21 protein-coding genes and 4 pseudogenes are annotated in these 26,477 nt (G+C 42.5%); 2 read left to right on the forward strand and 23 right to left on the reverse strand.

Annotated elements, in window-relative coordinates; all coding sequences use genetic code 11:
* Position 1: 1 nt before the first annotated feature.
* Positions 2-1,321, reverse strand: coding sequence for a DEAD/DEAH box helicase (locus tag PGRAN_RS03540; protein WP_036065092.1), 1,320 nt, complete (start codon positions 1,319-1,321; stop codon positions 2-4).
* Positions 1,322-1,524: 203 nt separating this feature from the next.
* Between PGRAN_RS03540 and PGRAN_RS03545 the strand changes: the two are divergent.
* Positions 1,525-2,519, forward strand: a pseudogene (locus tag PGRAN_RS03545) (4-hydroxy-3-methylbut-2-enyl diphosphate reductase).
* A gap of 70 nt (positions 2,520-2,589) precedes the next feature.
* On the opposite strand, the gene PGRAN_RS03550 reads toward PGRAN_RS03545, so the two are convergent.
* The 9 genes from PGRAN_RS03550 to recO all read right to left on the reverse strand — a co-directional run bounded on the left by PGRAN_RS03550 (position 2,590) and on the right by recO (position 13,691).
* Positions 2,590-3,711: a Nif3-like dinuclear metal center hexameric protein gene (locus PGRAN_RS03550; protein ID WP_036065094.1), complete on the reverse strand. Its 1,122-nt coding sequence runs from the start codon at positions 3,709-3,711 to the stop codon at positions 2,590-2,592.
* Positions 3,708-4,403 carry a tRNA (adenine(22)-N(1))-methyltransferase gene (locus tag PGRAN_RS03555; RefSeq protein WP_036065295.1) on the reverse strand — a complete coding sequence of 232 codons (696 nt, stop codon included), beginning with the start codon at positions 4,401-4,403 and terminating at the stop codon, positions 3,708-3,710. The genes PGRAN_RS03550 and PGRAN_RS03555 overlap by 4 nt, the downstream gene beginning before the upstream one ends.
* A 58-nt stretch (positions 4,404-4,461) precedes the next feature.
* Positions 4,462-5,583: an RNA polymerase sigma factor RpoD gene (gene rpoD / locus PGRAN_RS03560; protein ID WP_036065096.1), complete on the reverse strand. Its 1,122-nt coding sequence runs from the start codon at positions 5,581-5,583 to the stop codon at positions 4,462-4,464.
* 628 nt (positions 5,584-6,211) lie between these two features.
* On the reverse strand, positions 6,212-8,095 hold the full coding sequence (gene dnaG, locus PGRAN_RS03565; protein WP_036065098.1) for a DNA primase: 1,884 nt from the start codon (positions 8,093-8,095) through the stop codon (positions 6,212-6,214).
* 3 nt (positions 8,096-8,098) lie between these two features.
* Positions 8,099-8,545, reverse strand: coding sequence for a YaiI/YqxD family protein (locus PGRAN_RS03570; protein ID WP_036065100.1), 447 nt, complete (start codon positions 8,543-8,545; stop codon positions 8,099-8,101).
* A gap of 134 nt (positions 8,546-8,679) precedes the next feature.
* A complete protein-coding gene (locus PGRAN_RS03575) occupies positions 8,680-9,504 on the reverse strand; it encodes a pyruvate, water dikinase regulatory protein (protein WP_036065101.1) in 825 nt (274 codons plus the stop codon).
* A gap of 37 nt (positions 9,505-9,541) precedes the next feature.
* Positions 9,542-11,608: a glycine--tRNA ligase subunit beta gene (gene glyS, locus PGRAN_RS03580; protein ID WP_036065102.1), complete on the reverse strand. Its 2,067-nt coding sequence runs from the start codon at positions 11,606-11,608 to the stop codon at positions 9,542-9,544.
* A complete protein-coding gene (gene glyQ / locus PGRAN_RS03585) occupies positions 11,601-12,491 on the reverse strand; it encodes a glycine--tRNA ligase subunit alpha (RefSeq protein WP_036065103.1) in 891 nt (296 codons plus the stop codon). Before glyQ ends, glyS begins: the two co-directional genes overlap by 8 nt.
* 420 nt (positions 12,492-12,911) lie before the next feature.
* Positions 12,912-13,691 carry a DNA repair protein RecO gene (gene recO / locus PGRAN_RS03590; RefSeq protein WP_036065104.1) on the reverse strand — a complete coding sequence of 260 codons (780 nt, stop codon included), beginning with the start codon at positions 13,689-13,691 and terminating at the stop codon, positions 12,912-12,914.
* Between the two features lie 122 nt (positions 13,692-13,813).
* Between recO and PGRAN_RS03595 the strand changes: the two genes are divergently transcribed.
* Positions 13,814-14,503 (forward strand): DUF4352 domain-containing protein, encoded by a 690-nt coding sequence (locus PGRAN_RS03595; RefSeq protein ID WP_036065106.1) that lies wholly within the window; start codon positions 13,814-13,816, stop codon positions 14,501-14,503.
* Positions 14,504-14,566: 63 nt separating this feature from the next.
* Here PGRAN_RS03595 and era read toward each other — a convergent pair whose 3' ends face one another.
* From era to grpE, 13 genes and pseudogenes are all read right to left on the reverse strand, one after another.
* A complete protein-coding gene (gene era / locus PGRAN_RS03600) occupies positions 14,567-15,475 on the reverse strand; it encodes a GTPase Era (protein WP_036065107.1) in 909 nt (302 codons plus the stop codon).
* Positions 15,472-15,869, reverse strand: a pseudogene (locus PGRAN_RS03605) (cytidine deaminase). The gene era and the pseudogene PGRAN_RS03605 overlap by 4 nt, the downstream one beginning before the upstream one ends.
* Before the next feature lie 15 nt (positions 15,870-15,884).
* Entirely contained in the window at positions 15,885-16,271 is a 387-nt protein-coding gene (locus PGRAN_RS03610) for a diacylglycerol kinase family protein (RefSeq protein ID WP_036065109.1), read from the reverse strand.
* Positions 16,249-16,728, reverse strand: coding sequence for an rRNA maturation RNase YbeY (gene ybeY / locus PGRAN_RS03615; protein WP_036065110.1), 480 nt, complete (start codon positions 16,726-16,728; stop codon positions 16,249-16,251). Before ybeY ends, PGRAN_RS03610 begins: the two co-directional genes overlap by 23 nt.
* Positions 16,725-18,908 carry an HD family phosphohydrolase gene (locus tag PGRAN_RS03620; RefSeq protein ID WP_036065111.1) on the reverse strand — a complete coding sequence of 728 codons (2,184 nt, stop codon included), beginning with the start codon at positions 18,906-18,908 and terminating at the stop codon, positions 16,725-16,727. Before PGRAN_RS03620 ends, ybeY begins: the two co-directional genes overlap by 4 nt.
* Positions 18,909-18,944: 36 nt before the next feature.
* A complete protein-coding gene (locus tag PGRAN_RS03625) occupies positions 18,945-19,907 on the reverse strand; it encodes a PhoH family protein (protein ID WP_036065112.1) in 963 nt (320 codons plus the stop codon).
* A 223-nt stretch (positions 19,908-20,130) separates the two neighbouring features.
* On the reverse strand, positions 20,131-20,577 hold the full coding sequence (locus PGRAN_RS03630) for a GatB/YqeY domain-containing protein (protein ID WP_036065113.1): 447 nt from the start codon (positions 20,575-20,577) through the stop codon (positions 20,131-20,133).
* 20 nt (positions 20,578-20,597) lie between these two features.
* Positions 20,598-20,772, reverse strand: a pseudogene (gene rpsU / locus PGRAN_RS03635) (30S ribosomal protein S21).
* Between the two features lie 216 nt (positions 20,773-20,988).
* Complete coding sequence (locus PGRAN_RS03640; protein ID WP_036065116.1) at positions 20,989-21,741, reverse strand: 16S rRNA (uracil(1498)-N(3))-methyltransferase; 753 nt, start codon at positions 21,739-21,741, stop codon at positions 20,989-20,991.
* Between the two features lie 2 nt (positions 21,742-21,743).
* Positions 21,744-22,685 carry a 50S ribosomal protein L11 methyltransferase gene (gene prmA / locus PGRAN_RS03645; protein ID WP_036065118.1) on the reverse strand — a complete coding sequence of 314 codons (942 nt, stop codon included), beginning with the start codon at positions 22,683-22,685 and terminating at the stop codon, positions 21,744-21,746.
* A gap of 72 nt (positions 22,686-22,757) precedes the next feature.
* Positions 22,758-23,897 (reverse strand): molecular chaperone DnaJ, encoded by a 1,140-nt coding sequence (gene dnaJ, locus PGRAN_RS03650; protein WP_036065120.1) that lies wholly within the window; start codon positions 23,895-23,897, stop codon positions 22,758-22,760.
* A 151-nt stretch (positions 23,898-24,048) separates the two neighbouring features.
* Positions 24,049-25,887, reverse strand: coding sequence for a molecular chaperone DnaK (gene dnaK, locus PGRAN_RS03655; RefSeq protein WP_036065122.1), 1,839 nt, complete (start codon positions 25,885-25,887; stop codon positions 24,049-24,051).
* Between the two features lie 54 nt (positions 25,888-25,941).
* Positions 25,942-26,440, reverse strand: a pseudogene (gene grpE / locus PGRAN_RS03660) (nucleotide exchange factor GrpE).
* Positions 26,441-26,477: the final 37 nt, after the last annotated feature.

Genomic DNA, 26,477 nt, shown 5'->3' on the forward strand with positions numbered 1-26,477 from the left:
GTTACCTCCCGCGTTTGTTCATTTTACGTTCGCGACGCTTAATTTCGTTCATTTTGTAGTTTAGTTTCTTTTTATAATTTGGTTTCCCTTTTTGTTTCGCTTTTTTACGCATCCCAATTTCGCGTGGATCCGCGGCTTCGCGTTTAGGCTCTCGCTTTTGACGACGATTGCGGTCATCCGTATCGACAAATTCGCCATTCTTAAGATCAACGTGCTTGAATTCGATGTTCATTTTTTCAAGTTGGTTTAGCGCATCCTCATCCGATGGTTCGTAAATTGTTAACGCAACACCAGAATGCCCTGCGCGTCCTGTACGCCCCGTTCTATGGATATAAAAATCAAGATCGCTTGGCAACTCGTAATTGATGATGTGACTGATTCCTTGAATATCGATACCACGCGCGGCTAAATCTGTCGCGACCACGTATTGAAATTCCAAGTTCTCCAGCTGCTTCATCGTACGCTTACGTTCACGAGCCTCTACACCACCATGGATTTTTGCAACTTTCAAACCGCGTTCCGTTAAACCTTTTGCAACTTCATCAGCCATTGCTTTCGTATTTGTGAAAACGACCGCCAAATATGGTTGATAGGCTACAAGCGCATTTTTAAGAATATCTACCTTGTCCTTACTGCGACGCGCAATCAACTGATGCTTCACATCTGTATTGGCCAGTGCTTGCGGTTGAATATGTTCATAACGCGGATTTTCCATATATTTCTTCAAGAAGGGTTTTAATTTTTGCGGAATTGTTGCTGAGAAAACAAGCATTTGCAGATTTTCTGGCATTTTACTCGCAATTTGATCGACATCCATCAAGAATCCCATGTCTAGCGTCATATCAGCTTCATCGACAACAAAAACTTGCGTCGTATGCACAAGTAAAGCCGTTTCGCGAATAAGATCATTGATTCGACCTGGCGTACCAACAACGATATGCGGTTGTTGCTTCTTCAAGCGATCGATTGTTCGTTGTTTATCCGTACCACCAATAACGAGTAGCGAGCGAATCTCATCATCGCTATATTTGATAATTTTTTTAATCTCGTTATGGATCTGCGTCGCAAGTTCGCGGCTAGGTGCTGTAATAACTGCCTGCACACTGTCTTTGTCCGCTTTAATTTTGTTGATGATTGGCAGAAGGAAAGTATGTGTCTTCCCAGTACCCGTTTGGGATTGTCCCACAACGCTTTCGCCCTTCATAATCGCCGGTATTAATTTCTGTTGTACTTCTGTTGGTTCATAAAAACCTAATTTATCAATGGCAAGCTGAATAAAAGGTTGAAAATGAAATTGATCAAACCTTGTTTTTTTGTTCATTTTTCCACTCCGTTCTGTTCCTAAACGTTATTATATCATAGTTTCTAGGTCAGGTCAGCAAGAAAAGCTAACCGTTTTTCACTTTAGCAAAATTCAGCCAGTTGAAACCCTGCCAAATCTGGCTTATAATAGAAAAGTAGACGGCATTTTTAGTTGTGTTGCCCAGCTACTGCTACACCTTGAGAAATTTAGGAGGTTTAACATTGGAAATTATTAAGATTGCCCCTCGTGGTTATTGTTACGGTGTGGTGGATGCGATGGTGATTGCGCGTAACGCATCACTTGATCCGAATCTCCCCGCCCAATTCATATACTCGGCATGATCGTTCATAATCAACATGTCACAGAAGCCTTTGAAGACGTTGGGATTGTTACACTTGACGGCCCTAATCGAGAAGCTATTTTGGACCAAATTGAGAGCGGTACTGTCATTTTCACAGCACACGGTGTTTCACCCGCCGTGAAAGAACGTGCCAAAGCGAAAGGCCTGACAACGCTTGATGCTACATGCCCCGACGTCACGCGCACCTACGATTTAATTTTAGAAAAGAAGCATGAAGGTTTTCATGTCATTTATATCGGCAAAAAAGGCCACCCAGAGCCAGAAGGTGCAGTTGGCGTAGCGCCTGACATCGTGCATCTCGTAGAAAATATGGAAGATGTAGATGCGCTTGGCCTTACTAATGAGAAAATTTTTGTGACGAATCAGACAACGATGAGTCAATGGGACGTGATGGATCTAATGGACTACATCCAGTCTGTTTATCCACAAGCAGAACAGCATCAGGAAATTTGCATGGCTACCCAAGTTCGCCAAGAAGCCGTTGCAAAACAAGCGGTTGGCGCAGATGTGACGATTGTTGTCGGTGATCCTAGAAGTAACAACAGCAACCGTCTTGCCCAAGTATCGGAAGAAAAAGCCGGTGTTCCCGCCCATCGCATCGCCAATATTGAAGAGCTTAATCTCGATTGGATTAAAGACGCGAAGAAAGTCGCAGTAACAGCTGGTGCCAGTACGCCGACACAAATTATTCGTGAAGTCCTTGTTTTTCTAGACGATTATGATCCGGAGAATCCAGCAACTTGGGAGCGTAAGCACGATGTTGATCCAGTCAGCATTTTGCCGCGTGCCCGCAAAAAAAATATCGAAAAACAACGCGCCGCTCGTTTGGAGCACTTGAAGAACGGCGGTAAATAATAAAGAGGATTGGAGCATATTCTGCGCTCTAATCCTCTTTTTCTAGTTCATATATATTGCTTCCAACTCCTTAATAAAACGTAAATGGATTCGTGTTTTGCTCGGATATAATAAGCTCAATCTCATAATTTTGCGCTTGCGTCGTCTCCTCGAATTGCTTTCGAAGGCTTGCTTTCATCACTTTTTCAATGTAATGGCCAGCATCAATCGTCGGCAGATCCAGCGCTAATAAATCATGTCCTGTATGGTAATAAATATCACCTGTAATATACACATCCGCGCCTGCCCGCTTGACATCATGGATGAATTTATTCCCATCGCCGCCAATAATAGCCACCTTACGAACAGAACGATTGGTATTACCAATAACACGCACATTCTCCATCGATAATTTCTCTTTTACTAATCCAATAAAACCTTGAAGTTCCATAGCTTTCGGCAAATTACCGATTCTTCCAAGCCCCATAGCAGATTCTACATTTTCAATTGGATAAATATCGATCACTGGAGCCTCATATGGATGCGATAATTTCACCGCCTTAATAATTCGATCCATTTGGGAATGTGGAAAAATAGCCTCTATCTTCACCTCTTGAACAGCCTCAAGATCTCCGGGTTTACCGATCGTTGGATTTGCTTCATCCCCTGGAAGAAAACGCCCCGTACCATCTACAGAAAATGTACATTCCGAGTACAGATCTGAAAATTTTCCAGCCCCGTTATTGACTAGTGCCAAGCGAATGGATTCCTCAGCAAAATCGGGCGTATATACTGCAATTTTGCTATAGCTTTCTTTGTATGTAGGCACAATTATTTTCGTATCCGTCAAGCCGAGTAGCTCACTTAATGCATCATTGACGCCACCATCAGCAATGTCTAAATTTGTGTGCGCCGCATAAACGATAATATCATGCTTAATTAATTTTTTCACAATTCGTCCTTCTGGTGTCGAAAAATCGATTTTCTTTAGCGGTCTGAAAAGTAATGGATGATGTGCAATAATCATATCTACGCCTTTAGAGATTGCTTCATCGACCACATTCTCAAGCACGTCTAATGTAAACATAATCTTGCGTACTTTACGCGCCAAATCCCCAATCTGTAAACCAATAGGATCACCGTCCATAGCATATTTTTTCGGTGCAATACCTTCCAAAATCGCTACATATTCGTAACCATTCGCTACTTTCATCGTAACACATCCTCTATTATCTTTATTTTCATCGCTAACTCTACCAATTTCGCTTCATTTTTCGCATTACTAGCATCAATTTGGGTCTGAATTTCTTTCCAATTAGCCAATTCATGCTCCCATTTCGCTTGAAAAACAGCAGATTTTTCTTGCATCAAAAATGGTCCAAGCAAGCGTTCGCTATCTGAATAAGATACTTTCTGTTCACTCGGCTCCAAAACCAGGATTTCATAAATCTTATTATCTTCACGTAAAATGCTTTCCGAGACCAGCGCCCATTGGTTCGCTTCTCCCCATTCACGCAGTTGATGTGCCGCAATATTTGGTTGCAATATCAGATGCGTGACACCCGTTAGTTTGTTCGAGTCTGCTTCCAAAATGGAGCGAATCAACGCACCGCCCATGCCAGCAATGACAATTGTATCGACCCGATCTGCCATCTCGATAACCGCTAAACCATTTCCTTTACGGACCGCTATTTCCCCTGTCAATCCAAGGCTTCGGACTTGCTTTGTCGCTGATTGAAATGGACCATCCACAACTTCCCCGGCTATAGCAAACTCAATTTGGCCTTTTTGAATCGCATGACAAGGTAAATAAGCATGGTCACTGCCTATATCCGCAATCCGTGCACCTTTTGGTATATAAGAAACTACTTTTTCTAATCGTTCTGATAATTGTTGTTCGTTCAAAAAAACCATCCTTTGTAAAAAAGAGAGCGCGACTGTTACGCACTCTCCTCTGAAATTTTTATTCTAAGAAATCTTTAAGCTGTTTACTGCGACTCGGGTGCCTTAACTTACGTAACGCTTTTGCTTCGATTTGACGAATACGCTCGCGTGTGACACCAAATACACGGCCAACTTCTTCAAGCGTGCGCGTACGACCATCATCTAGACCAAAACGTAAGCGAAGTACATTTTCTTCACGGTCGGTTAAAGTATCAAGGACATCTTCTAGCTGCTCCTTTAATAGCTCATATGCCGCATGATCTGATGGCGACGTTGCTTCTTGATCTTCAATAAAGTCCCCTAGGTGTGAATCATCCTCTTCACCGATTGGCGTTTCCAAAGAAACTGGTTCTTGAGCAATTTTTAGAATCTCACGCACTTTCTCTGTTGGTAGATCCATTTCTTCACCAATCTCTTCTGGAGACGGATCACGACCTAAATCTTGTAACAAGGAACGCTGCACACGAATTAATTTGTTGATCGTTTCAACCATGTGGACAGGGATACGAATGGTACGCGCTTGGTCGGCAATCGCTCGGGTAATCGCTTGGCGAATCCACCATGTTGCATACGTACTAAATTTGAACCCTTTATTAAAATCAAATTTCTCAACAGCCTTCATGAGCCCCATATTACCTTCTTGAATTAAATCAAGAAACAGCATCCCGCGTCCGACGTAACGCTTAGCGATACTGACAACAAGACGTAAATTCGCTTCTGCCAAACGGCCTTTTGCTTCTTCATCACCTTGCTCAATACGTTTGGCAAGCGCGATTTCTTCGTCAGCAGAAAGTAGATTGACACGACCGATTTCTTTCAAATACATTCGAACAGGGTCATTAATTTTGACACCTGGGGGCACACTCAAATCGTTTAAATCAATTTCTGCCGTCTCTTCTTTAATCAATTCAGCTTCATTCGGATCTGCGTCTTCCTCTTCGTCTGCCACCTCAATGGATAATTCCGTTAATAGCTCTAAAAAGTCATCCATTTGATCGCTATCTAAAGTAAATGGAGCTAGTTTTGCGGCAATCTCAGCGTACGTTAGAGACCCCTTCTTTTTGCCATCTACAATTAATAATTCTTTTGCTTTGTCTAAATTTAAATCTTCTGGTTTCGATTCTTGCGGTTTTTTAGCCATAGTCTGCATGTCCTCCTTCCAAAATAACCGTCATAGGTCTTTACCTCTTTGTCCGGTTTTAAAACACCTGGCCTGCGGACGAGCATAGCTCATCTCCGTCGTTAAAGTCTGCGTTACGGTGCTCATGTACATAAGTACACTCCGCTCCGGTACTGGACTTCGCCTAGGATCTAAGCCATGCTCGTCCGCAGGTAGTTTGGTAATACTTTCTTGCCTGAGGCGAGGTCGCTTTGTTTAGAAAATCCGTCGTTAAAGTCTGTGTTACGGTGCTCATGTACATAAGTACACTCCGCTCCAGTACTCGACATTGCCTAGGATCTAAGCTATGCTCGTCCGCAGGTAGTTTGGTAGTACTTTCTTGCCTGAGGCGAGGTCGCTTTGTTTGGAAAATCCGTCGTTAAAGTCTGTGTTACGGTGCTCCTGTACATAAGTACACTCCGCTCCGGTACTCGACTTTACCTAGGATCTAAGCTATGCTCGTCCGCAGGTAGTTTGGTGGGTACTTCTTTGTATGCGGGGTTGCTTCGTTTGAAAAAGGGTTTCATAAAAATGGAACCGTTGAACAAAAATGGTTTCTCCGCTTATTTTGACTGTATTTTAGGTACGCGTTTTTGTAGTGTAGTATGAATTAGGTGTTATTTTTTAGGTTTGCTCGCATTGTTGTGATCGTTCTGGCAAGTTCTAAAGCCAACGTCATCTCCCCTTGCTGCGAGGCTATCTGTAACTGTTGTTCTTTTTCTTTGATGTCGCGTTCAATGCTGGCTTTCTTTAGGCTAAAAACGTAATCTTGATATTCTTCTGTCGAGACGTCTGTATTTAAGATCATCATTTCCAGTTCGCTGACCAAATTTCGCGACATATCATCGGGAAGTTGATCCATTAAAACTAATGGATTAGCGTCGTTTCCTGAGGCATAAAAACCAATGAGGTGGGTATATAAAGCCTTATAATTATCATGATAAAAGTCGATCTCCTGCTCCTGCATCATATTACGTATTTGGATAAAGGCATCACGATCTTCTACCATGTATTTCAACAGGCGTTTCTCAGAGGTCAGACCTGCAGATGGCGCTTGGCTCGGCGGCTGAAAACTAAATTCTTCATAAACCGGTCCACCGCCACCATCAAACACTGGATAATCACCATACTCTTCTGGTGGAGGTCCGCCATAATCGCGCGGTTTCGCCCTTGATGTAGAGGCCACCGTTTGTTGCAATTGCTGTTTCAATGCATCCATCGACAACTCGAACTCAGAACCTAACTGTTTCAAATAAAGTTCGCGTTCCACCGCCTGATCTAATTTACCAATTTCAGCCAACGCTTCACCGAGGTAAGCAATTTTTTCTGTCTCATTCTGAAGATTGCGGTTTCGTCTCAAAAATTGCAGTTTGAATGCTGTCCATGTCAACCGTTGATGCGCATAGACTTCCGCAAATTTCTCCACACCTTCCGAGCGGATAAAATCATCTGGATCTTTTCCATTTGGTAATTGCAAAACGAAGACTTCCAAACGATGTTGCTCTGCGAGTAATGTTCCAGCTTTAAAACTAGCCTCAATACCTGCTCGGTCACCATCGTAACAAATAATCGCCCGGTTTGTCACGCGTCGTATCATCTGCACATGTTCTTCTGTTAAGGACGTTCCCATCGAAGCGACACCATTGTTAAAATTTGCCAAAACACTAGAAATAACATCCATGTATCCTTCCAGCAACAGGATTTCTTCTTTCTTACGAATTTCTTGTCGCGCATCAGAAAAATGGTATAAAATATTTCGCTTATTAAAAATGGGCGTTTCTGGACTGTTTAAATATTTCGGACCGTCCTCTTGGTTAAAAAGGCGTCCCGAAAAACCGACTAATTGTCCGCGATCATTCTTAATCGGAAACATAATCCGATTACGGAACCGATCTACTATATTACCATCATCACGCTCCGTAAGCAACCCGCATTCTACCGCAAGTGGCAAGTCTACCTCTCGCTTTTGCAAAAATGTTGTCACCGTTGAAGCATGTGCCGGCGCAAATCCAATCTCGAAAAGATCCAATTCCTGTTCTGACATTCCCCGATCCAGCAAGTATTGTAACGCCTCTTGCCCTTCTTCTGTTTCCATCAATAAGTAATGGTATAGTTTACTCGTCAGCTGGTGAATCTCGATCATCTTGCCTTCTTGGCTATCTGGTCGAACGCTTGCACTGCCATCTCCAGAAGAAATTTCAACATCCAGTGGAATGTGCGCCATATCGGCTACTTTCTTCACAGACTCTACAAAAGACAACCCATCAATCTGCATTAGGAATGAAAAAACATTGCCTCCCTTACCACATCCGAAACAATGGAAAATCTGCTTCTCCGGTGATACAGAAAAGGAGGGTGTTTTTTCGCCATGAAAAGGACAAAGCCCCGTGTAATTGCGCCCTTGCTTCTTCAGCTGGACATAGCTACCAACCACGTCCACGATATCTGCCTGGGAGCGTATCTCATCAATTTTTTCTTCTGGAATCCGTTGCATCTTTTAATATAACCTCACTTCAATAAACGTATCCAGCCTCTGTAAAAAATTCTCGTTATCTTGAAAACTCATTGCTCGTGGACCTTTACTATACTTGCCTTGCCTGCGCTCTTTCGCATGTAAGTAGCGCATATCAAGCATCATCGCCATCTCACTCTCATGGTACTCTTCTCCACGATTAGAGAACGCTGCGACATCCTTTGCAATCAGCATGCTTGCAAGCCCAATATCTTGCGTGACCACAATATCTCCGCTCTTTGCCAAATTAAGAATACGTATATCTGCAGACTCTTTATCTGTGTCCACAAAAATCCACTCCTCACCCGGCGGTAAGTTTATAGAAAAATGGTTATATGACGCAACAAAGGTTAGAGAAAGATCGTACTTCTTCGCAAGCTTCCGCAATTCATCTTTCACTGGGCAGGCATCCGCATCAATAAATAACTTCATTTATCTCCTACCTCCTCACATCCGAGAACAAAAGCAGTTCACATACAAAAATATATTATAGGCGATTAAAACGCAAAACTCTAACGTTTTAATCGCTATAATATATATATTCGCCACAAAATCTGTTTTTCCTTCTATAATTCTAAATTTTCATCAACAATTTCTCCGATATGCATTAAAATATCATTTGCTGTCTCTTCAATCGCTTTATTAGTCACATCTAACACATAACAACCGAGCTTATTCGTTAGCTTCGTAAAGATCTCCAATTCCTCATCTATCCGGTCATGGCTCGCGTAATTTCCCACACCACTAAGTCCAATCGAAGCCAAACGTTTTTCACGAATTTGGTTTAATTTTTCCTTGCTAATTTTCAGGCCGATGATTTTATTTGGGTCAATTTCAAATAGCTCGTCTGGAACTTGTGCTTCAGGAACGATCGGTACATTGGCCACTTTTAAACCTTTTAGTGCCAAATATTGCGACAGTGGCGTTTTCGATGTTCTGGAAATACCTATCAGCACGTAGTCGGCTTGCAATAAACCGCGCGGATTCCGCCCATCATCGTTTTCCACGGCAAACTCGATTGCTGCCACTTTGCGGAAGTAAGCTTCATCAAGCGATCGCACCATTCCTGGTTCTGAAAGTGGCTTAATTTGGTAAGTCTCCTCCAGCTGAGCTAAAAGCGGCCCGAATATGTCAATGATTGGAACGCCAAAACTTTTCGCCGTTTTATTTAATTCATTGCGAACTTCCTCGACAACGATGGTGTGGACGATGATGCCGTTGTTTACCGCGACTAGATCCACAATCTCCTCGATCATATCCGGTGTATCCACATGATGGAACCGATGAATGAACTGCGGACTTTTACCAAATTGCATTAAAGCTGCTCGGGTTACTAGTTCTGCGGTTTCTCCCGTTGAATCTGAAACGACATATACTGCTGGTTGTGTCATAAGTAATAGCTCCTTTAACTCCAAAAATTTCTTATGCTTATTTCACGTTTATTTCTTCAATTTGGGCAAATTCCTTAATAAAACTCGCAAGTTCAAACAATAATGCCAGACGATTATTGCGAACCGCCTCATCGTCACTCATGACTAATGTATTATCAAAATAAGCATCAATCGCTGTACGCAAGGCAGCAAAAGCTCGTAATCTATCCACGATGACCAATGTCGGATAATCTTGTTTCAACTTCTGAACGGCATCAAATAATTGCTGCTCTGACTCATTTTCAAAAAGAGCTGGATCAATCGTCACATCACCTTGATGCTTTTTAGAAATATTGACAACACGTGCAAGAGCTTCCATTGTTGGACGGAACCACTCGGCATCGCGATTTTTGTTGAGTAGCTCCGCTCGCTCGATAAGCTCCGGGACAATATTGCTACCAGCGCTCACCACCGCATCGATAATATCATGACGAATTTGTTGATCAGAAAGAATAGCCCGTAAGCGATTTTGCAAGAATAATTCTACCTGTTCGAAAACTTCTTCACTCGGAATTGTGTTCAGGCCTTCTGCTCGCTCGATGTCTATCGTATCCGCTAATACGCTAAGCAGACGAATATCCCAGTTTTTCGCTTGAATAATGCGCATAATTCCCAGTGCGCTACGGCGTAAACTAAATGGATCCGCTGAACCGGTCGGCACGATGTTCACACAGAAAAATCCAGTCAACGTTTCTAATTTATCCGCAACTGCTAGAAGTGCTCCGATATCGCTTTGTGGTAGTTCGCCATCCGCTGATGTTGGCATGTAATGCTCTCGAATCGCCGTTGCTACTTCTGCATCTTCGCCTTGTAAAAGCGCATATTTTTCACCCATAATACCTTGTAATTCAGGAAATTCACCGACTAAATTCGTCACTAAATCAAATTTATAAATATCCGCAGCACGCGCTATTTTCACTTTTTGCGCCTCTGTCATTTGTAGTTGTTCCGCAATGATTAGCGCTACTTTTTTCACCCGAATCATTTTTTCCGTTAATGTGCCTAGTTTTTCGTGGAAAACAATATTTCCAAGCTTAGCTACCGCCTCATCAATCGTAATTTTTAAATCTTCCTGGTAGAAGAAATCTCCATCAGATAAGCGCGCTCGCAACACTTTTTCATTTCCTTTTGCAACGGTTTCAAGATGTTCGTGATTTCCGTTACGGACAGTAATAAAATATGGCCGCAAGTTGCCAGCCTCGTCAACCACTGGGAAATACCGCTGATGCTCCTTCATCGTCGTAACCAGCACTTCCTCAGGCAATTTCAAGTACGCCTCATCAAAAGTACCATGCAGTACGGTCGGATACTCCACCAAATTCGTTACTTCTTCCAACAGGTCCTCATCGATTGGAATCGTCCAATTTTGCATGCCTTCGATCTCTTTGATTTGGCTTACAATCGCGGCTTTCCGTTTCGTTGCATCTGCAACAACAAACTGGCTGAGCAAAGTCTCTTCATAATCAGCAGGGCTTGCAACCAAAGCCGAGCCACCAAGAAAGCGATGCCCGCGCGTTTCGTTGGATGTCGACACGTTCGTTATTTCAAACGGAATTACGCTATCTCCAAACAGTGCAATCAGCCATTTAATTGGACGAATATATTTCATATCATAGTCAGCCCAGTGCATACTAACTGGAAAAGTCATCGAAGTAATGATTTGGCGCATCTCTGGCAATAAATCTATCGTTGCCGCACCTTTCACTTCTTTCGTTAAATAAATATATTCTACGCCGTTGATTTCGCGGAATTCGAGCGTTTCAGGATCAACACCTTGCCCTCTTGCAAAACCTTGCGCCGCTTTGGACCAATTGCCATCTGCGTCCTTCGCAATTTTTTTCGCTGGGCCTTTTGACTCTTCCACACGATCTGCTTGTTTTTCAGCTAACGCTTTCACAATAACCGATAAACGGCGCGGGCTCGAATAAACTTCCGTTGCTTTATATTCCAAATCATTTTCTGCAAGCCATTTTTCAATCCGTTCTTGTAGTTGTTTCACAGACGCAGTAATGTATTTCGCTGGCATTTCTTCTAAACCAATCTCTAATAGAAAATCTTTACTCATGATCTGCGCCCTCCTTTTTTTTCAGCAGTGGGAATCCCAATTTTTCACGCTCATTGTAGAATGTCTTGGCAATGCGACGCGCCAAATTACGAATTCTAGCGATATACTGCGCGCGTTCCGTCACAGACACGACGCCTTTTGCATCCAATAAGTTAAACGTGTGCGAACATTTCAACACATAATCATACGCCGGAAAAACAAGCCCTTCCTCCATTTGGCGACCTGCTTCACGCTCGTACGTATCAAAAAGAGACAACAACATATCACCACTTGACGTTTCAAAGGCATACTTCGAGTTCTCATATTCCGCTTGATAGAAAATATCACGATATGAAATCCCTTCTGTCCATTCCAAATCAAACACGTTTTCTTTTTCCTGAATATAAGAAGCCAAGCGCTCCAAACCATACGTGATTTCCGAAGTCACTGGCGAACACTCGAGTCCACCAACTTGCTGGAAATACGTGAATTGTGTGATTTCCATCCCATCAAGCCAAACTTCCCAACCAAGCCCTGCGCAACCGAGCGATGGATTTTCCCAGTTATCCTCAACAAAGCGAATATCGTGCTCTAACGCGTTAATACCAAGCTTTTCAAGTGATCCTAAATATAGCTCTTGAATGTTATCCGGTGACGGTTTCATCACAACTTGAAATTGGTGATGCTGGAATAACCGGTTTGGATTTTCCCCATATCGGCCATCAGCAGGACGACGCGAAGGCTCCACATAACCCGCTTTCCACGGTTCAGGGCCAATCGCCTTTAAAAAGGTATACGGGCTCATCGTCCCCGCACCTTTTTCCACATCGTACGACTGCAACATAATACAACCTTGCTCGGACCAGTAATCTTGCAGCGTTCGAATCATCGTTTGTAAATTCATTCAATCCACCTCCATAAAATTAGGCATATAAAAACCCTCGTCTCTATGCCTCCTTAAAAAAGAAAACATAGGGACGAGAGTCTTGCTCACGCGGTTCCACCCTATTTGGATAGAGCATACCCGATGTAAATCGGCGGCAAACTCACATACCACCAATTCTGTTCGATCTGTGTAAAGCAGCTTCTACCGCTTACCCATTTTTAAAACAAAAACAGGCTTAGCGTTGCTTTACAGTTTACGAAAGGGCATTCTCAAATCCCACCTTGATTTCGATCGTGCTCAGGAAGGCCTTCTTAAAAAGATTTACGCTCGGCTTGCACCATCTCCGAACTCGCTTAGAAAAGAGCTTTTTAATACTAGTTTTCCGTCATCACACCTACTCGATTATATCTTAAAATTTACCTCATTTTCACGCAAAAGTCAATCGCCATCTTCTTTCTCTGGCTTATTTTTCAATAGTTCATCCCAGTTTTTCATATTGTTGAGGAACTTCTTGCTTTTCAAATAGAGACCCGAATACTGTTCATAATACGTGTCAATCGCGCGCTGTACCTCTTCTTTCGTCTCCTGCTTCACGTTTATATTTCCCAGTCGATCCAATTGGAAAATATAAAATAGACGCAGTAGCTTCACTGATTTTTCCGTCATATGAAGCCGGTATTTATCTCGTTCAAAACAGCGGTGGCATACAATCCCATTCGCATACGCTGAAAAATCAAAACGCCCTTCTGTTTGGCCACAAATCGCACACCGATCCATCGTCGGATATAACCCCAACACCGAGAGCATCTTCATCTCAAAAATTTGCGTCAAAACCTGCGGATCATACCCTTCATCAATATGATGGATAATTTGGTAAAACAAGTTGTAAAGCGGACCATTGGCTTGCTGTTCCTCTGTCGCCTTATCAAGTAACTCGCACGCATATGTCGCATACGCTGTTAGAAAAATATCCGTCTGAATCGATGCAAAAGAGGTTATCGCTTCGCCTTGCTGCAACGTGCCCAACCCACGATTTGGATAAAACGTGAAAACACCATTTGTGAATAACTGAGTCACTGCAGACAGTCTGCTCTTCGTTTTTTTTGCACCACGAGCGACCAGACCGATTTTGCCGTATTCTCTAGAATAGATGACCACGATTTTATCAGATTCACGGTAATTAGTCGTTCGAATGACAATTCCTTCACATTTTTCCATCTCGTTTCACTCCTTAACTTCCATTATACAACACCATTTTGAAAAAAAGATAAATTTTCGTTTATTTAATGCCATGACTATTGTACAATGGTGATAATAACTAAAAAAGGGAGCGTTTTTACATGATAACAGCAATGATTTTATTTGTATGTTTTTTCTTATTCTTATGCTTAGCTGGTTTGATTGTCGGTATCATATTACTAATCGTTAGGAAAAATAAGTTACCTGGAGCAATTATGACCTCTGCTTCGATGTTTCTAGGCATTATTTTTAGCGGTGTTTTAGTGAGTGGTCTTATTTTTGGTGGTGTTGCCTCGGATGTCTCCGTGGATCGTTCGATGATGCATGATAATTTAATGGACGGCTCTACATATGACGACACTGGTGGTGAAGATGAGCCTTATGACGAGTACAATAATGATGACGAAGGCGACTATGACTATTTTTCCGATGATTATACCCAGTATAAAGTAGGCCAAGTTGCTGAATTCGAAGACAACGTTTGGGTCAATGTAACGAAAATCGAAAAATGGGCAGGCGACAAAGAATTAAATAGCCCCATGGCTGGATACTATGTGAAAGCAACAGTGACTATTGAGAATAAAGGAGTACGATCTGTCACCTATTATGCCGATGATTTCTTAATTTATGATAAAGATGGGCTGGAAGGCGACAATGCCTATAAAGAAGATTGGCGCGCGATTGTAAAACCTGCCACCAAGGTAACGAAAACCGTTTATTTTGACGTTTATGGGGATGGTCCGTTTCATATAGCACTCTATGACGTATCATGGAGCGGCGCAGCGAAATAATACAATAGAACGCAAAAACAGAACTGACTTGTTTGGAGTTAGTTCTGTTTTTGCGTTCTATGATTAATACTCGTCGTGATCAAATCCATAATCATGAAGATAATGTTCCTTATCACGCCAGCCTTTTTGAACCTTTACCCAGATTTCTAAGTAAACTTTTGATCCTAGCAAAAGCTCGATTTCTTTACGCGCACGCATCCCGATTTGTTTTAACATTTGACCTTGTTTCCCGATCAAAATACCTTTTTGCGTACTGCGTTCAACAATAATCTGAGCCATGATGTGCAGTTTTTGCGTCTCCGGATTAGTTTCGATACCCTCAATCACAACTGCAACCGAATGCGGAACTTCTTCGTGTGTAAATTTTAATACTTGCTCACGAATCAATTCGCCAATGATAAACCGTTCTGGGTGATCGGTAATCTGATCTTCCGGATAGTACATCGGTCCTTCTTGTAAATACTTTGTCGTTTCTTCAAGCAATGTCGAAACATTATTTCCTTGAAGCGCCGAAATCGGAACAATCTCCTCAAAATCAAGCATCTCGCTATATTTTGCAATTAAATCCAACAATGCTTCTGGTTGCACCAAATCAATTTTATTAATCAATAGAAAAATCGGTGTTTCCTCTACTCTTTTCAACTTCTCAATAATAAATTCATCACCGCGACCAAATCCTGCTTCTGCATCAATCACAAAAAAGATCATATCAACTTCACGGAACGTATTAAGCGCGATTTTGACCATGAAATCGCCTAATTTATGCTTTGGTTTGTGAATCCCTGGTGTATCGATGAATACAACTTGTGCTTCATTTGTCGTATAAACACCCTGGATTTTATTGCGTGTTGTTTGGGCTTTATCACTCATAATCGCGATTTTTTGCCCAATAATTTGATTTAACAATGTCGATTTACCAACATTTGGACGGCCGACAATCGCCACGAAACCTGATTTGAAAACATCACTCATTTATTTAAATCCCCCGGTGTAAAGGCGCCTGGAAGCAATTCGGAAACGGTAACTTCCGCGATATCACCTTTCATATTTGTTAAAACTACTGGCATTTCGGGTGCACAAAACTCGCTAATGACTTGACGGCACGCGCCACATGGAGCCACTGGTCCTTCTGTATCCGCCACAATGACCAATTTCTTGAAATCGTGTTTTCCTTCTGAAACAGCTTTAAAAATCGCCGTTCTCTCAGCACAATTCGTCAGACCATAGGAAGCATTTTCGATATTACAACCCAGCACAACTTCGTCTTCTGTCGTTACCAAAGCCGCACCAACTTTAAATTTAGAATAAGGCACGTAGCATTTTCGCGCGCCTGCTTTGCCAAGTCAATTAAATTATTTTCTTTCATCAAAAAAAGCTCCTTTTAAAATAATTTTGGTATGAAAATAAACAGTCCTACTACTGCCGAGCAAATCGAAGCTAGTAAAACTGCGCCAGCCGCCACATCTTTCGCTTTCTTCGCGTAAGGATGGAAGTCTTCTGTCGCCACGTCTACCGCGCGCTCGATCGCCGTATTAATCATTTCAAACGTCAACACATTAAAAATCGAGAAGATCAGAAATAACCATTCAATCTTCGTCACTTTGAAAAAAACGCCACAGATAATCACAATCATTCCAGCAGTAATATGGACACGCATGTGGCGCTCTTCCAAAATCGCTGTTTTAACACCTGTCACGGCATGGATAAATGATTTTCGAAAGCGCCGATTGCTCGTTGCCTTCACTCTATCTTTCGAGTCCATAAGCATTCAACACTTCTCTTTGTAATGAAAACATCTCGTCTTCATCCTCGGGTTCGATATGATCATAGCCTAGAAGGTGTAGGAGGCCATGTAACGCTAAGAAGCCTAGTTCGCGATCGAATCCATGCCCGTACTCGTTCGCCTGCTCTAGCGCGCTCTCTGTGGAAATAACAATATCTCCAAGAATTCGCGGTGCTTCCATATCTTCTTCCCACACAATTTCAGTTTCATCTTCACCCATTTCTTCTAAGGCAAACGAAATCACGTCTGTCGGCTGGTCTTTATCACGATATTCGCGGTTAATCTCTTGAATCCGCGCGTTATCCACAAACGTTACCACTAATTCGCTGTCGTTTTGAATCTCTAATTTTTGGGCGGCAAACTGTAGCAAATCCTCGACTAAATCCAGTGCATCAGGGGCTAATTCTTCTGTTTCATCTATCATATCAAGCTCTAAAGTCATTGTCTTCCTCCTTGCTTATCATCAGGATATTGAATGCGTTGATGATAAATCCCATTTAGCGTTGCACATAGCGTCGCTCGCACAATCTCTATTTCTTGAAACGTAATATCACATTCGACAAACTGTTTATCCTGCATGCGATCCTCAATAATACTGTCCACGATCGCCTTAATCTTCTCTTTTGTTGGTGCATCACAAGATCTTACCGCTGCTTCTACACTATCTGAGATATTAATAATCGCAATCTCCCGTGTATGCGGCTTCGGACCAGGATAGCGAAAATCCGCTTCTGTGACATCTGGATTTTTTTCCTTCGCCTTATAGTAAAAATATTTCACAAGCGTGGTCCCGTGATGCTCTAGCGCAATGTCAATGATTGGTTGAGGGAAATGATTATCACGCAAAATGGCCGCACCATCCGTCGTATGCGCAATAATAATATCGCGACTCTGTTCTGGCGTCAATCGATCATGCGGATTAATCCCGTGTAACTGATTCTCCACAAAATAGGGTGGTCGTAATGTTTTACCAATATCATGATAAAAACAGCCAACTCGAACGAGTAAACTATTTCCGCCAATTGCATCCGCACAAGCCTCCGCCAGATTGGCAACCATCAAGCTATGGTGATACGTTCCTGGTGCTTTCATCATAATTTTCTTCAACAATGGATGATTCGGATTAGCGAGTTCCACCAAACGGCTCGTCGTAAGCATCCCAAACATGGTTTCAAACAATGGAATTACACCAATGCCAAGTACAAAGGAGCCGATCCCACCTAGAAAAGCATACCCAACCGGCACCCAAAACGCAAGCGTGAGTAGCCCTGAATTACTGATGAGTAACAGCAAGAAGACAAACGCCATGTTCGCGAGCCCAACAATAAAGCCTGCCAATAAAATCGCGGAACGTCGGCTATAATCACGCAACACCACAATACTTGCGAGCCCACTAAGCAAAATAAAAGTGGAAACAGTAACATTGACAGCAGCCGTAGCATCCCCTTGAAAAACGAAGAAACTCGTGACCGATGTAAAAATCGTGATCATAAACGCAAACTTCTCATTCAGTAATATTTTAATAATCATCGGGCCAAATGCCGCGGGAAATAAGAAGGAAATATTACTAATATCCACGCCTTCTAAAAAGCGGATAATCATCAACATCAGCAAAATCCCGATGTAAACGGAAGAGAAGACAAGCGCGTATTGATTTTTCTTTTGCCGATCTAGCGACTTCTGCTTATTTGTGAAAAAATATAGCATCGTGCCAAGCGATAACAATAAAAGTGCGAATCCAGCATACTGTTTAATTGGCATTTTTTGATCCAACAAGTGAAGTAGCGCCAGCTGTCGATAAATTTCTCGATCAATAATCTGCCCTTCCTGCACAATAACTTGTCCTTGTAATATTTTCACAGGAATTACATTAGCTGCTGCTTCCTTACGTCTATCTTCTGTTTGCGCCGCACTGTACACTTCATTTGGAACAATCGCATAAGATAGTATGGCCTTCGCAACCCCCTTATAATTCGCAGGTATGCTAGAAAGCTCGATCGTGTCGCGCGCACTTACCTTTACATCCGTCATATTATCTTTACGAACGCTCTGATCCATCGCCACTTCAAGCGCACCGGTGACTTCTCTTTCAACGGCTTGCAAATCTTTCGCATTCATTTGAAGCAGCGTCGTCAACATAGCGCTGTTCACGCCGTCCATAATATTTTCCGATACGTCTTTGGAAAGCTTTTCTTTCAAAGATGCCAACTTTTGATCAAGAGAGGTCGACCTTGGCAATGGTTTATCCGCATCTGCCGCCGCTTTCTTCGTTTTCGCATCATTTTCTGCCGCCGCTTGATTGACCTCAGCCACGTAGGCAAACAGCGATCTAACAAGCGATTCCCGATTCTGTGCCGTTTCGCGGTTGAAAACATACACATCATCAACATCTGTTGCCGCTTTTGTCTGTTCTTCTGTTGTTTTCTGCGTATCTTCAATCGTTTGCGGCGAACGAATCGTCTTTTCAGCCACTTCAAATAACTTTACATTGTAGGATTCTGGCTTGACCATCTGGCAAATAAGTACGAAGGCAATGATGAAAAAGCAAATCAGAATGACTGGAGTTACATACTTTTTTCCCGTTTTGTAATACCAAGCCGTCCATTTTTTCGTATACTTCATATGTGCCCCCTTTGATCAAGATTTTTGAAATACCAATTACTTCAACTTACCTTCATAAGCTTTAATAATCTCGGCAACAAGTGGATGACGAACCACATCAAAATGCTCAAAATACACAAAACCAATATTTTTAACATCTCGGAGTACTGTTTCCGCATTCACAAGTCCACTCGTAGCCCCCTTTGGCAAATCGATCTGAGTCGTATCACCATTTACAATCATCTTGGATTCAAAACCGAGCCGCGTCAAAAACATTTTCATCTGTGCAACCGTCGTATTTTGTGCCTCATCCAAAATGACAAAAGCATTATCGAGCGTTCGCCCACGCATATAAGCAAGCGGCGCAATTTCAATCACACCGCGATCCATCAATCGCGTTGTATGCTCCACACCAAAAATATCATAAAGCGCGTCGTATACAGGTCGCAAGTAAGGATCTACCTTCTCTTTCAAATCCCCCGGTAAAAAGCCAAGGCTTTCTCCAGCCTCTACCGCCGGACGTGTCAAAATAATTTTGTTCACAGTGCCCTTCTTCCAAGCAGCCACTGCCTTCACGACAGCTAGGTAAGTTTTTCCCGTTCCCGCAGGACCTATCCCAAAAACAACATCATATTTATCGATCGTACGAACATATTTACGCTGTCCAAATGTTTTCGGCCGAATCATTTTACCTTTTGCATTTACCGTAATTTCCTCATCATAGAGACTTGAAAAATAAGCTACAGTACCGTTTTGTTCCATTTTTATTGCTTGGGTTACATCGCGTTCATCGACATGAATTCCCTTTAATATCACGTTGATTAGCGCTTCCAAAACCGCTGCTCCATGCGCTTCATTTACTTCTAATCCTTGCAAAGTAATCGATTCCCCGCGAGTGATGATTTGTAATTCGAACGCTTCTTCAATTAAGTTTATATGTGCATCGTTATTTCCAAACAGTTCCCTAGCATCAAACCCCTCTGCTAGAGCAATCTTTCTATTATCATGATCTGTTGGCATCCAAATAACCCCTTCACTCTAAAATTAACTTCGTGTGACTACATTATACACGAAAGCGCGTAATTTTGGTATTATTCGGCGCGTCTATGTAGATGAATGTTCCTCTGTGGTTTATTCTACTCTTTTAAATGATTCACCGCTCACCTTATTCGCACCTATACTCGAGTGTAACGGAACCATTCCAGCAAAAAAAGAGCCAGTTTCCCAGCTCTTTTGATTTTGTTTATGAAAGATATTGCTTCACGAATTTGTTTACTGCGTTTCCGTCTGCTTTACCTTTTACTTTCGGCATTACAGCGGTCATCACCTTACCAAAATCGGCTGGAGATGTTGCACCAACTTCTTCGATCGTAACTTTTACAATTTCAGCGATTTCTTCCTCGGAAAGTTGCTTCGGCAAATAGCTCTCCACAATCACGATTTCCTCTTGTAACTTCTCAACAAGGTCAGAGCGATCTGCCTTCTCAAATTCGTTCAAAGAGTCGCGACGTTGTTTCATTTCACGGGAAAGAATAGTCACTTCGTCGTCAGGAGATATATCATCTGTACCTAGACGAATGGCTTCATTTTGCAAAGCCGCTTTCAACATGCGGATAACGGAAAGTTTATCTTTCTCTTTCGCGCGCATCGCTTGTTTCATATCCTCATTCAGTTGGTCAAGGAGACTCATGCTTTATTTCGTCCCTTCGATTAGAATTTGCGTTTTCTTGCTGCTTCTGATTTCTTTTTTACGTTTTACGCTTGGTTTTTCATAAAATTCGCGCTTTCTAACTTCTTGCATTGTACCTGTTTTGGAAACAGTACGTTTAAAGCGACGAAGAGCATCTTCAAGCGATTCGTTTTTACGAACTACTGTTTTTGACATCTCTCTTTCCCTCCCTCCGACACTTAAATGGACAAGGATGTCCTAAGCTATTTGAACACCTCGCACAAGACTAGCCTGTGAATGAGTCCAAAGTAATGCACATACTATTTGCATTCACTCACTAAAAATTATAAACCAAACGGCTAGGCGAGTCAATATGCAATCGTTAACTTTTGCTGATTTATTTTCGAAAGATGCTAACAATCTACTTCCCTTTTACCCATTTTTGGAAAGTTCAAACGCATACGAAGCCGCTCCTAAAAAATAAAGTGGCGCCGTTTCTGTACGCAAGATACGAGGTCCTAGCCCCACTTGCACGGCTTGATGTGCTGCTAATTTATCCACCTCATCCGTTGCAAAACCACCTTCTGGACCGAAAATCGCGAGCACAGATTCTCCAGGCTTCACCTTGCCAAAAAGTGTGGCTAATGCGGATTCCTCACCCGATTTGGCACTTTCTTCATAGGCAACAACGACGTGATCGTAATTCGCACTTTCCTCTACCAGCGCTTGAAACGACTCTAAATGTCGGAAATGCGGTACAAAATGACGATGTGATTGTTCAGCAGCTTCTAACGCAATTTTGTCTAAGCGCTCTACTTTTTTCTTCACTTTTTTGCCGTCCCACTTGGAAATAGAACGCTTTGCCGGGAAAGATAAAAATTGCTTTGCACCAAGTTCTGTCCCTTTTTGAGTAATCCATTCTAACTTATCACCTTTAGGCAGACCACTCGCGATGGTGATAGCGATAGGAAGCTCAGAAGACTCGTTCTTCCATGATAAGACGGTTAAGCGTATAAAATCCTCACCTAGCTCTTTAATACTAGCAATCGCCGTACGTTCGTCTGGAGTGACAAGATATACTTGATCCTCCAGTTTCATTCGCATAACCCGAACAATATGATGAAAATTATCTCCCGTTATTATCGCGGTATCATCCTTGATTTCATCAATAAAATATCGTTGCATCTTTATTCACCTCGCTTGGCGTAAATAGCTACCCAATCTGTTATTTGTTCCACATGATACACCGTTAAACCTGCTTCAATCAAGGCTTCTGTCACAATTTCACGTTTCGGTTCAATAATACCAGACGCAATAAAAATTCCATTCGGTTTTAGCGCTGCATGCACATCTTTTGGAAACAGTAAAATGACTTCTGCTAAAATATTGGCTACAATAATATCCGCCTTTTGATCAATACCTTTTAACAAATCATTTTGCTGGATAGTGACGATGTCTTCACAATGGTTCTGCGCGATATTTTCGCGAGCCGCACGAACAGCCACCTCATCAAGATCCGTAGCTAAAACACTTTTCGCTCCAAGTTTTGCACTAGCAATACTCAAAACGCCGGAACCTGTACCGACATCAATGATTTCATCGCCAGGCTTCACGATTTTCTCGAGCGCTTGTACACAGAGTTGTGTCGTCGGGTGCGTCCCTGTTCCAAATGCCATACCCGGATCGAGCTCAATAATCATTTCATCCGCATTTTCCGGCGTGTAGTCCTCCCAAGTCGGAACAACGGTAATTTGATCCGTAATTTTAACCGGATGATAGTATTTTTTCCAAGCTGTTGCCCATTCTTCATCATTGACCTCATTTACCTGAAAAGTAAGGTCTCCAAGCGGTATATCAAACTGGGCCAAACCGCGGATACGAGCCTCGATCTGTGGAACCCTCTCTAAAAAATCTTCCGTCGTTAAAAAGTAAGCCTTGATAATCACACCCTCTGCTGGATAATCGGCAGCTTGCAAATCATAAATTTCACCGAAACGATCCTCATGCTCGCGTGTCAAATCTGCGGAATCCTCAATGGAAACCCCGCTGGCTCCTGAATCATTTAATGCATATGTAATTGGCTCTACCGCATCGTTTACAGAGTGAATCTCAATCTCTGACCATTTCATTTTGAATGCCTCATTTCTAAGTTAAAAGGCTCGGCATTACTGAATACGCAATATCCGAGCCTTCTCATCTATTTATTCACCTTTAAAAGCTTTTTTCATCTTATCGAAGAAACCTTCGCTGTTTTCGTCTACTTTATCACCTGTCGTTGTCGCAAATTCACGTAAAATGTCTTTTTGCTTCTCATCCAGTTTTTTCGGAACGATCACTTTGACGATGACGTGTTGGTCACCAGTTCCGTTACCGCGAAGATGCGGAACACCTTTGTTGCGTAAGCGGAAAGTCGTACCCGTTTGCGTACCAGCAGGGATTTTCAGACGAATTTTGCCATGAACGGTTGGGACATCGATTTCATCGCCGAGTGCGGCTTGAACGAACGTCAGTGGAACCTCCACATAAATATCGCTTCCTTCGCGTTCAAAGAATTCATCATGTGCTACGACGAAGACAACGTAAAGATCACCGTTTGGTCCGCCGTTAACGCCACCTTCACCTTCGCCAGCAACGCGCATTTGTTGCCCGTCATCCACACCAGCAGGCACTTTTAGTTTGATTTTCTTCTTCTTCGTTACCCGACCAGAGCCATGACATGTATCACATTTTTCTTTGATCTCTTTCCCAGTACCATTACAATATTGGCAAGTCCGTTTGTTGACGATTCTACCGAATGGCGTGTTTTGCTCGACGTTAACCGAACCTTTTCCGCCACAATGAGAACATTTTTCAGGATGTGTGCCTGGTTTCGCACCACTTCCATCACACGTATCACAGCTTTCTTCCCGCGGTACTTCAATCTCCACTTCTTTACCAAAAATCGCTTCTTTGAATTTCAAACGCATCGTGTACTGCATGTCACTCCCTTGACGAGGTGCATTCGGGTCTTGCCGAGAGGAACCACCACCAAAGAATGTATCAAAAATATCTTCAAATCCACCGAAACCTTGACCGCCAAAGCCGCCGCCTCCGTATGAACCGCCACCACCAAATCCTTGGTTCGGGTCAACATGCCCATATTGGTCATACTGCGAACGCTTAGATGCGTCAATTAAAACTTCGTATGCTTCGGATATTTCTTTAAATTTCTCATCAGCGCCAGTTTCTTTGTTAATATCTGGGTGGTATTGCTTCGATAGCTTACGATAAGCTTTTTTTATCTCATCTGCCGAGGCGCCTTTGGAAACGCCAAGCACTTCATAATAATCACGTTTTGCCATTTTTTGCGTCTCACTCCTTGTCCTTCTCGTATTTCTCTTAACGTATTGTAACATATGTTTTAGCGAAGTAAAACAATGATTTCCCGAAAAAATCGGGAAAAAGCCAAAGCCAGTTAGACTTTGACTCTTCGTCCCCACTATTTCTTAATACTTATTTTTTCTCTGCGTCGTCATCTTTTACTTCTTCAAACTCAGCGTCTACAACATCGTCGTTTGCAGCAGCTTCAGGATTTTCACCTTGTGCTGCTTGTTGCTCTGCCGCTGCTTGCTCGTACAACTTAACAGATAGCGCTTGGACAATCTCGTTTAACGCATCTGTTTTCTCTTTGATTGCGTCGAAATCTTCGCCTGTAAGGGCTTCAGACAATTCATCACGAGCCGCTTCTGCTTTCTTCACTTCTTCTTCGTCTACTTTGCCTTCTAATTCTTTCAATGTTTTATCAACAGTGAACACTAATTGATCGGCGTTGTTACGAAGTTCTGCGTTTTCTTTGTTTTTCTTATCTTCTTCTGCATTTAATTCTGCGTCTTTCACCATTTTTTCAATCTCTTCGTCTGTTAAACCTGAAGAAGATTTGATCACAATATTTTGCTCTTTACCAGTTCCAAGGTCTTTCGCACGAACTGTTACGATACCGTTTTTATCGATGTCAAAAGAAACTTCGATTTGCGGGATACCGCGTGGTGCTGGTGGTAAATCTGTTAATTGGAAGCGACCAAGTGTTTTGTTATCTTTCGACATTGGGCGCTCACCTTGCAATACGTGAATGTCTACTGCTGGTTGATTGTCAGCCGCTGTCGAGAATGTTTGTGATTTCGATGTTGGAATCGTTGTGTTACGTTCGATAAGTGGAGTCATTACGCCACCCATTGTTTCAATTCCTAGAGAAAGTGGTGTTACGTCTAGAAGTACTACGTCTTTCACGTCACCCGTGATGACGCCACCTTGAATCGCCGCACCCATCGCTACAACTTCATCTGGATTTACACCTTTATGCGGCTCTTTGCCTAGTTCTTTTTTGATTGCTTCTTGTACTGCTGGAATACGAGTCGAACCACCAACAAGGATAACTTCATCAATATCGCTTGCAGAAAGTCCAGCATCTTTAAGCGCTTGACGCGTCGGTGCAATCGTACGGTCTACTAAATCATGTGTTAATTCGTCAAATTTAGCGCGAGTAAGCGTTACTTCTAAGTGAAGTGGGCCAGCTTCTCCAGCCGTAATAAATGGTAGTGAAATTTGCGTGCTAGTCACACCAGAAAGGTCTTTTTTCGCTTTTTCAGCAGCATCTTTCAAGCGTTGTAATGCCATTTTGTCTTTAGAAAGGTCAATGCCATTATCGCGTTTGAATTCAGCGACTAGGAAATCAATAATTTTTTGGTCAAAGTCGTCCCCACCAAGCAAGTTATCGCCGGCTGTTGAGTGAACTTCGAATACGCCATCGCCAAGTTCTAGAATAGATACGTCAAAAGTACCGCCACCTAAGTCAAAAACAAGGATTGTTTGGTCTTTATCGATTTTGTCCATACCGTAAGCAAGTGCTGCTGCAGTAGGCTCGTTGATAATACGCTCTACTTCAAGACCTGCGATTTTACCAGCATCTTTTGTTGCTTGGCGTTGTGCATCATTGAAATATGCTGGAACTGTGATAACCGCTTTGTCTACTGTTTCACCAAGATAGTCTTCCGCGTAACCTTTTAAGTATTGCAAAATAATTGCGCTGATTTCTTGTGGGGAATAGTCTTTATCTTCCACGGTTTCCTTGTAATCTGTACCCATGTGGCGTTTGATTGATGCCACCGTATTAGGGTTTGTGATCGCCGCACGTTTCGCAACTTCCCCAACTTGACGTTCACCGTTTTTGAAGCCGACAACAGATGGTGTTGTGCGTGCGCCTTCTGGATTTGGGATAATTTTTGCTTCTCCGCCTTCTAATACTGCCACTGCAGAGTTTGTAGTTCCTAAGTCAATACCGATAATTTTACTCATAATTTAATTTCCTCCTATTGTTACCAATTGCTTATATGCAACTGGATTCTTGTTTTATTGGTTTACTTTTACCATCGATGGACGGATGACACGATCTTTCAACTTGTATCCTTTTTGTAATTCCATCGTGATTTCATTGCTTTCTTTTGTTTCATCACTATCTTGCATGACCGCTTGATGGAAGTTCGGGTCAAATTGCTCGCCGAGTGCTGGGATTTCTTCCAAGCCTTCTTTTTCAAGTGCTGTCATGATTTGACCATAGACCATCTTCATGCCCGTCAAGAGTGCTTCCATTTGTTCCGAGTCACTTTGCGTGTCCCAGTGCTTTTTGGAAACCATCCAGCGCTGGCAAAAGTTCTTCCGCGATACTTTGCGAACGATATTTCTGATTCGCCGTACGCTCCGCGATGTTACGTTTTTTCACATTTTCAAAATCAGCCTGGAGTCTCAAGTAACGATCCTCAGATGCTTCTAATTTTTCTTCCAACTCAAGCAAACGATTCTCATCTTTGTTTTCGACTTCTTCATTGTGAGCTTCCATCTCTTCTTCCACGACACTAAGTTCCTCTGCCGCTTCTTTTTCGATTTCT

Origin of the sequence: Listeria grandensis FSL F6-0971, assembly GCF_000525835.1 — a bacterium.
Classification (GTDB): Bacteria; Bacillota; Bacilli; order Lactobacillales; family Listeriaceae; genus Listeria_A; species Listeria_A grandensis.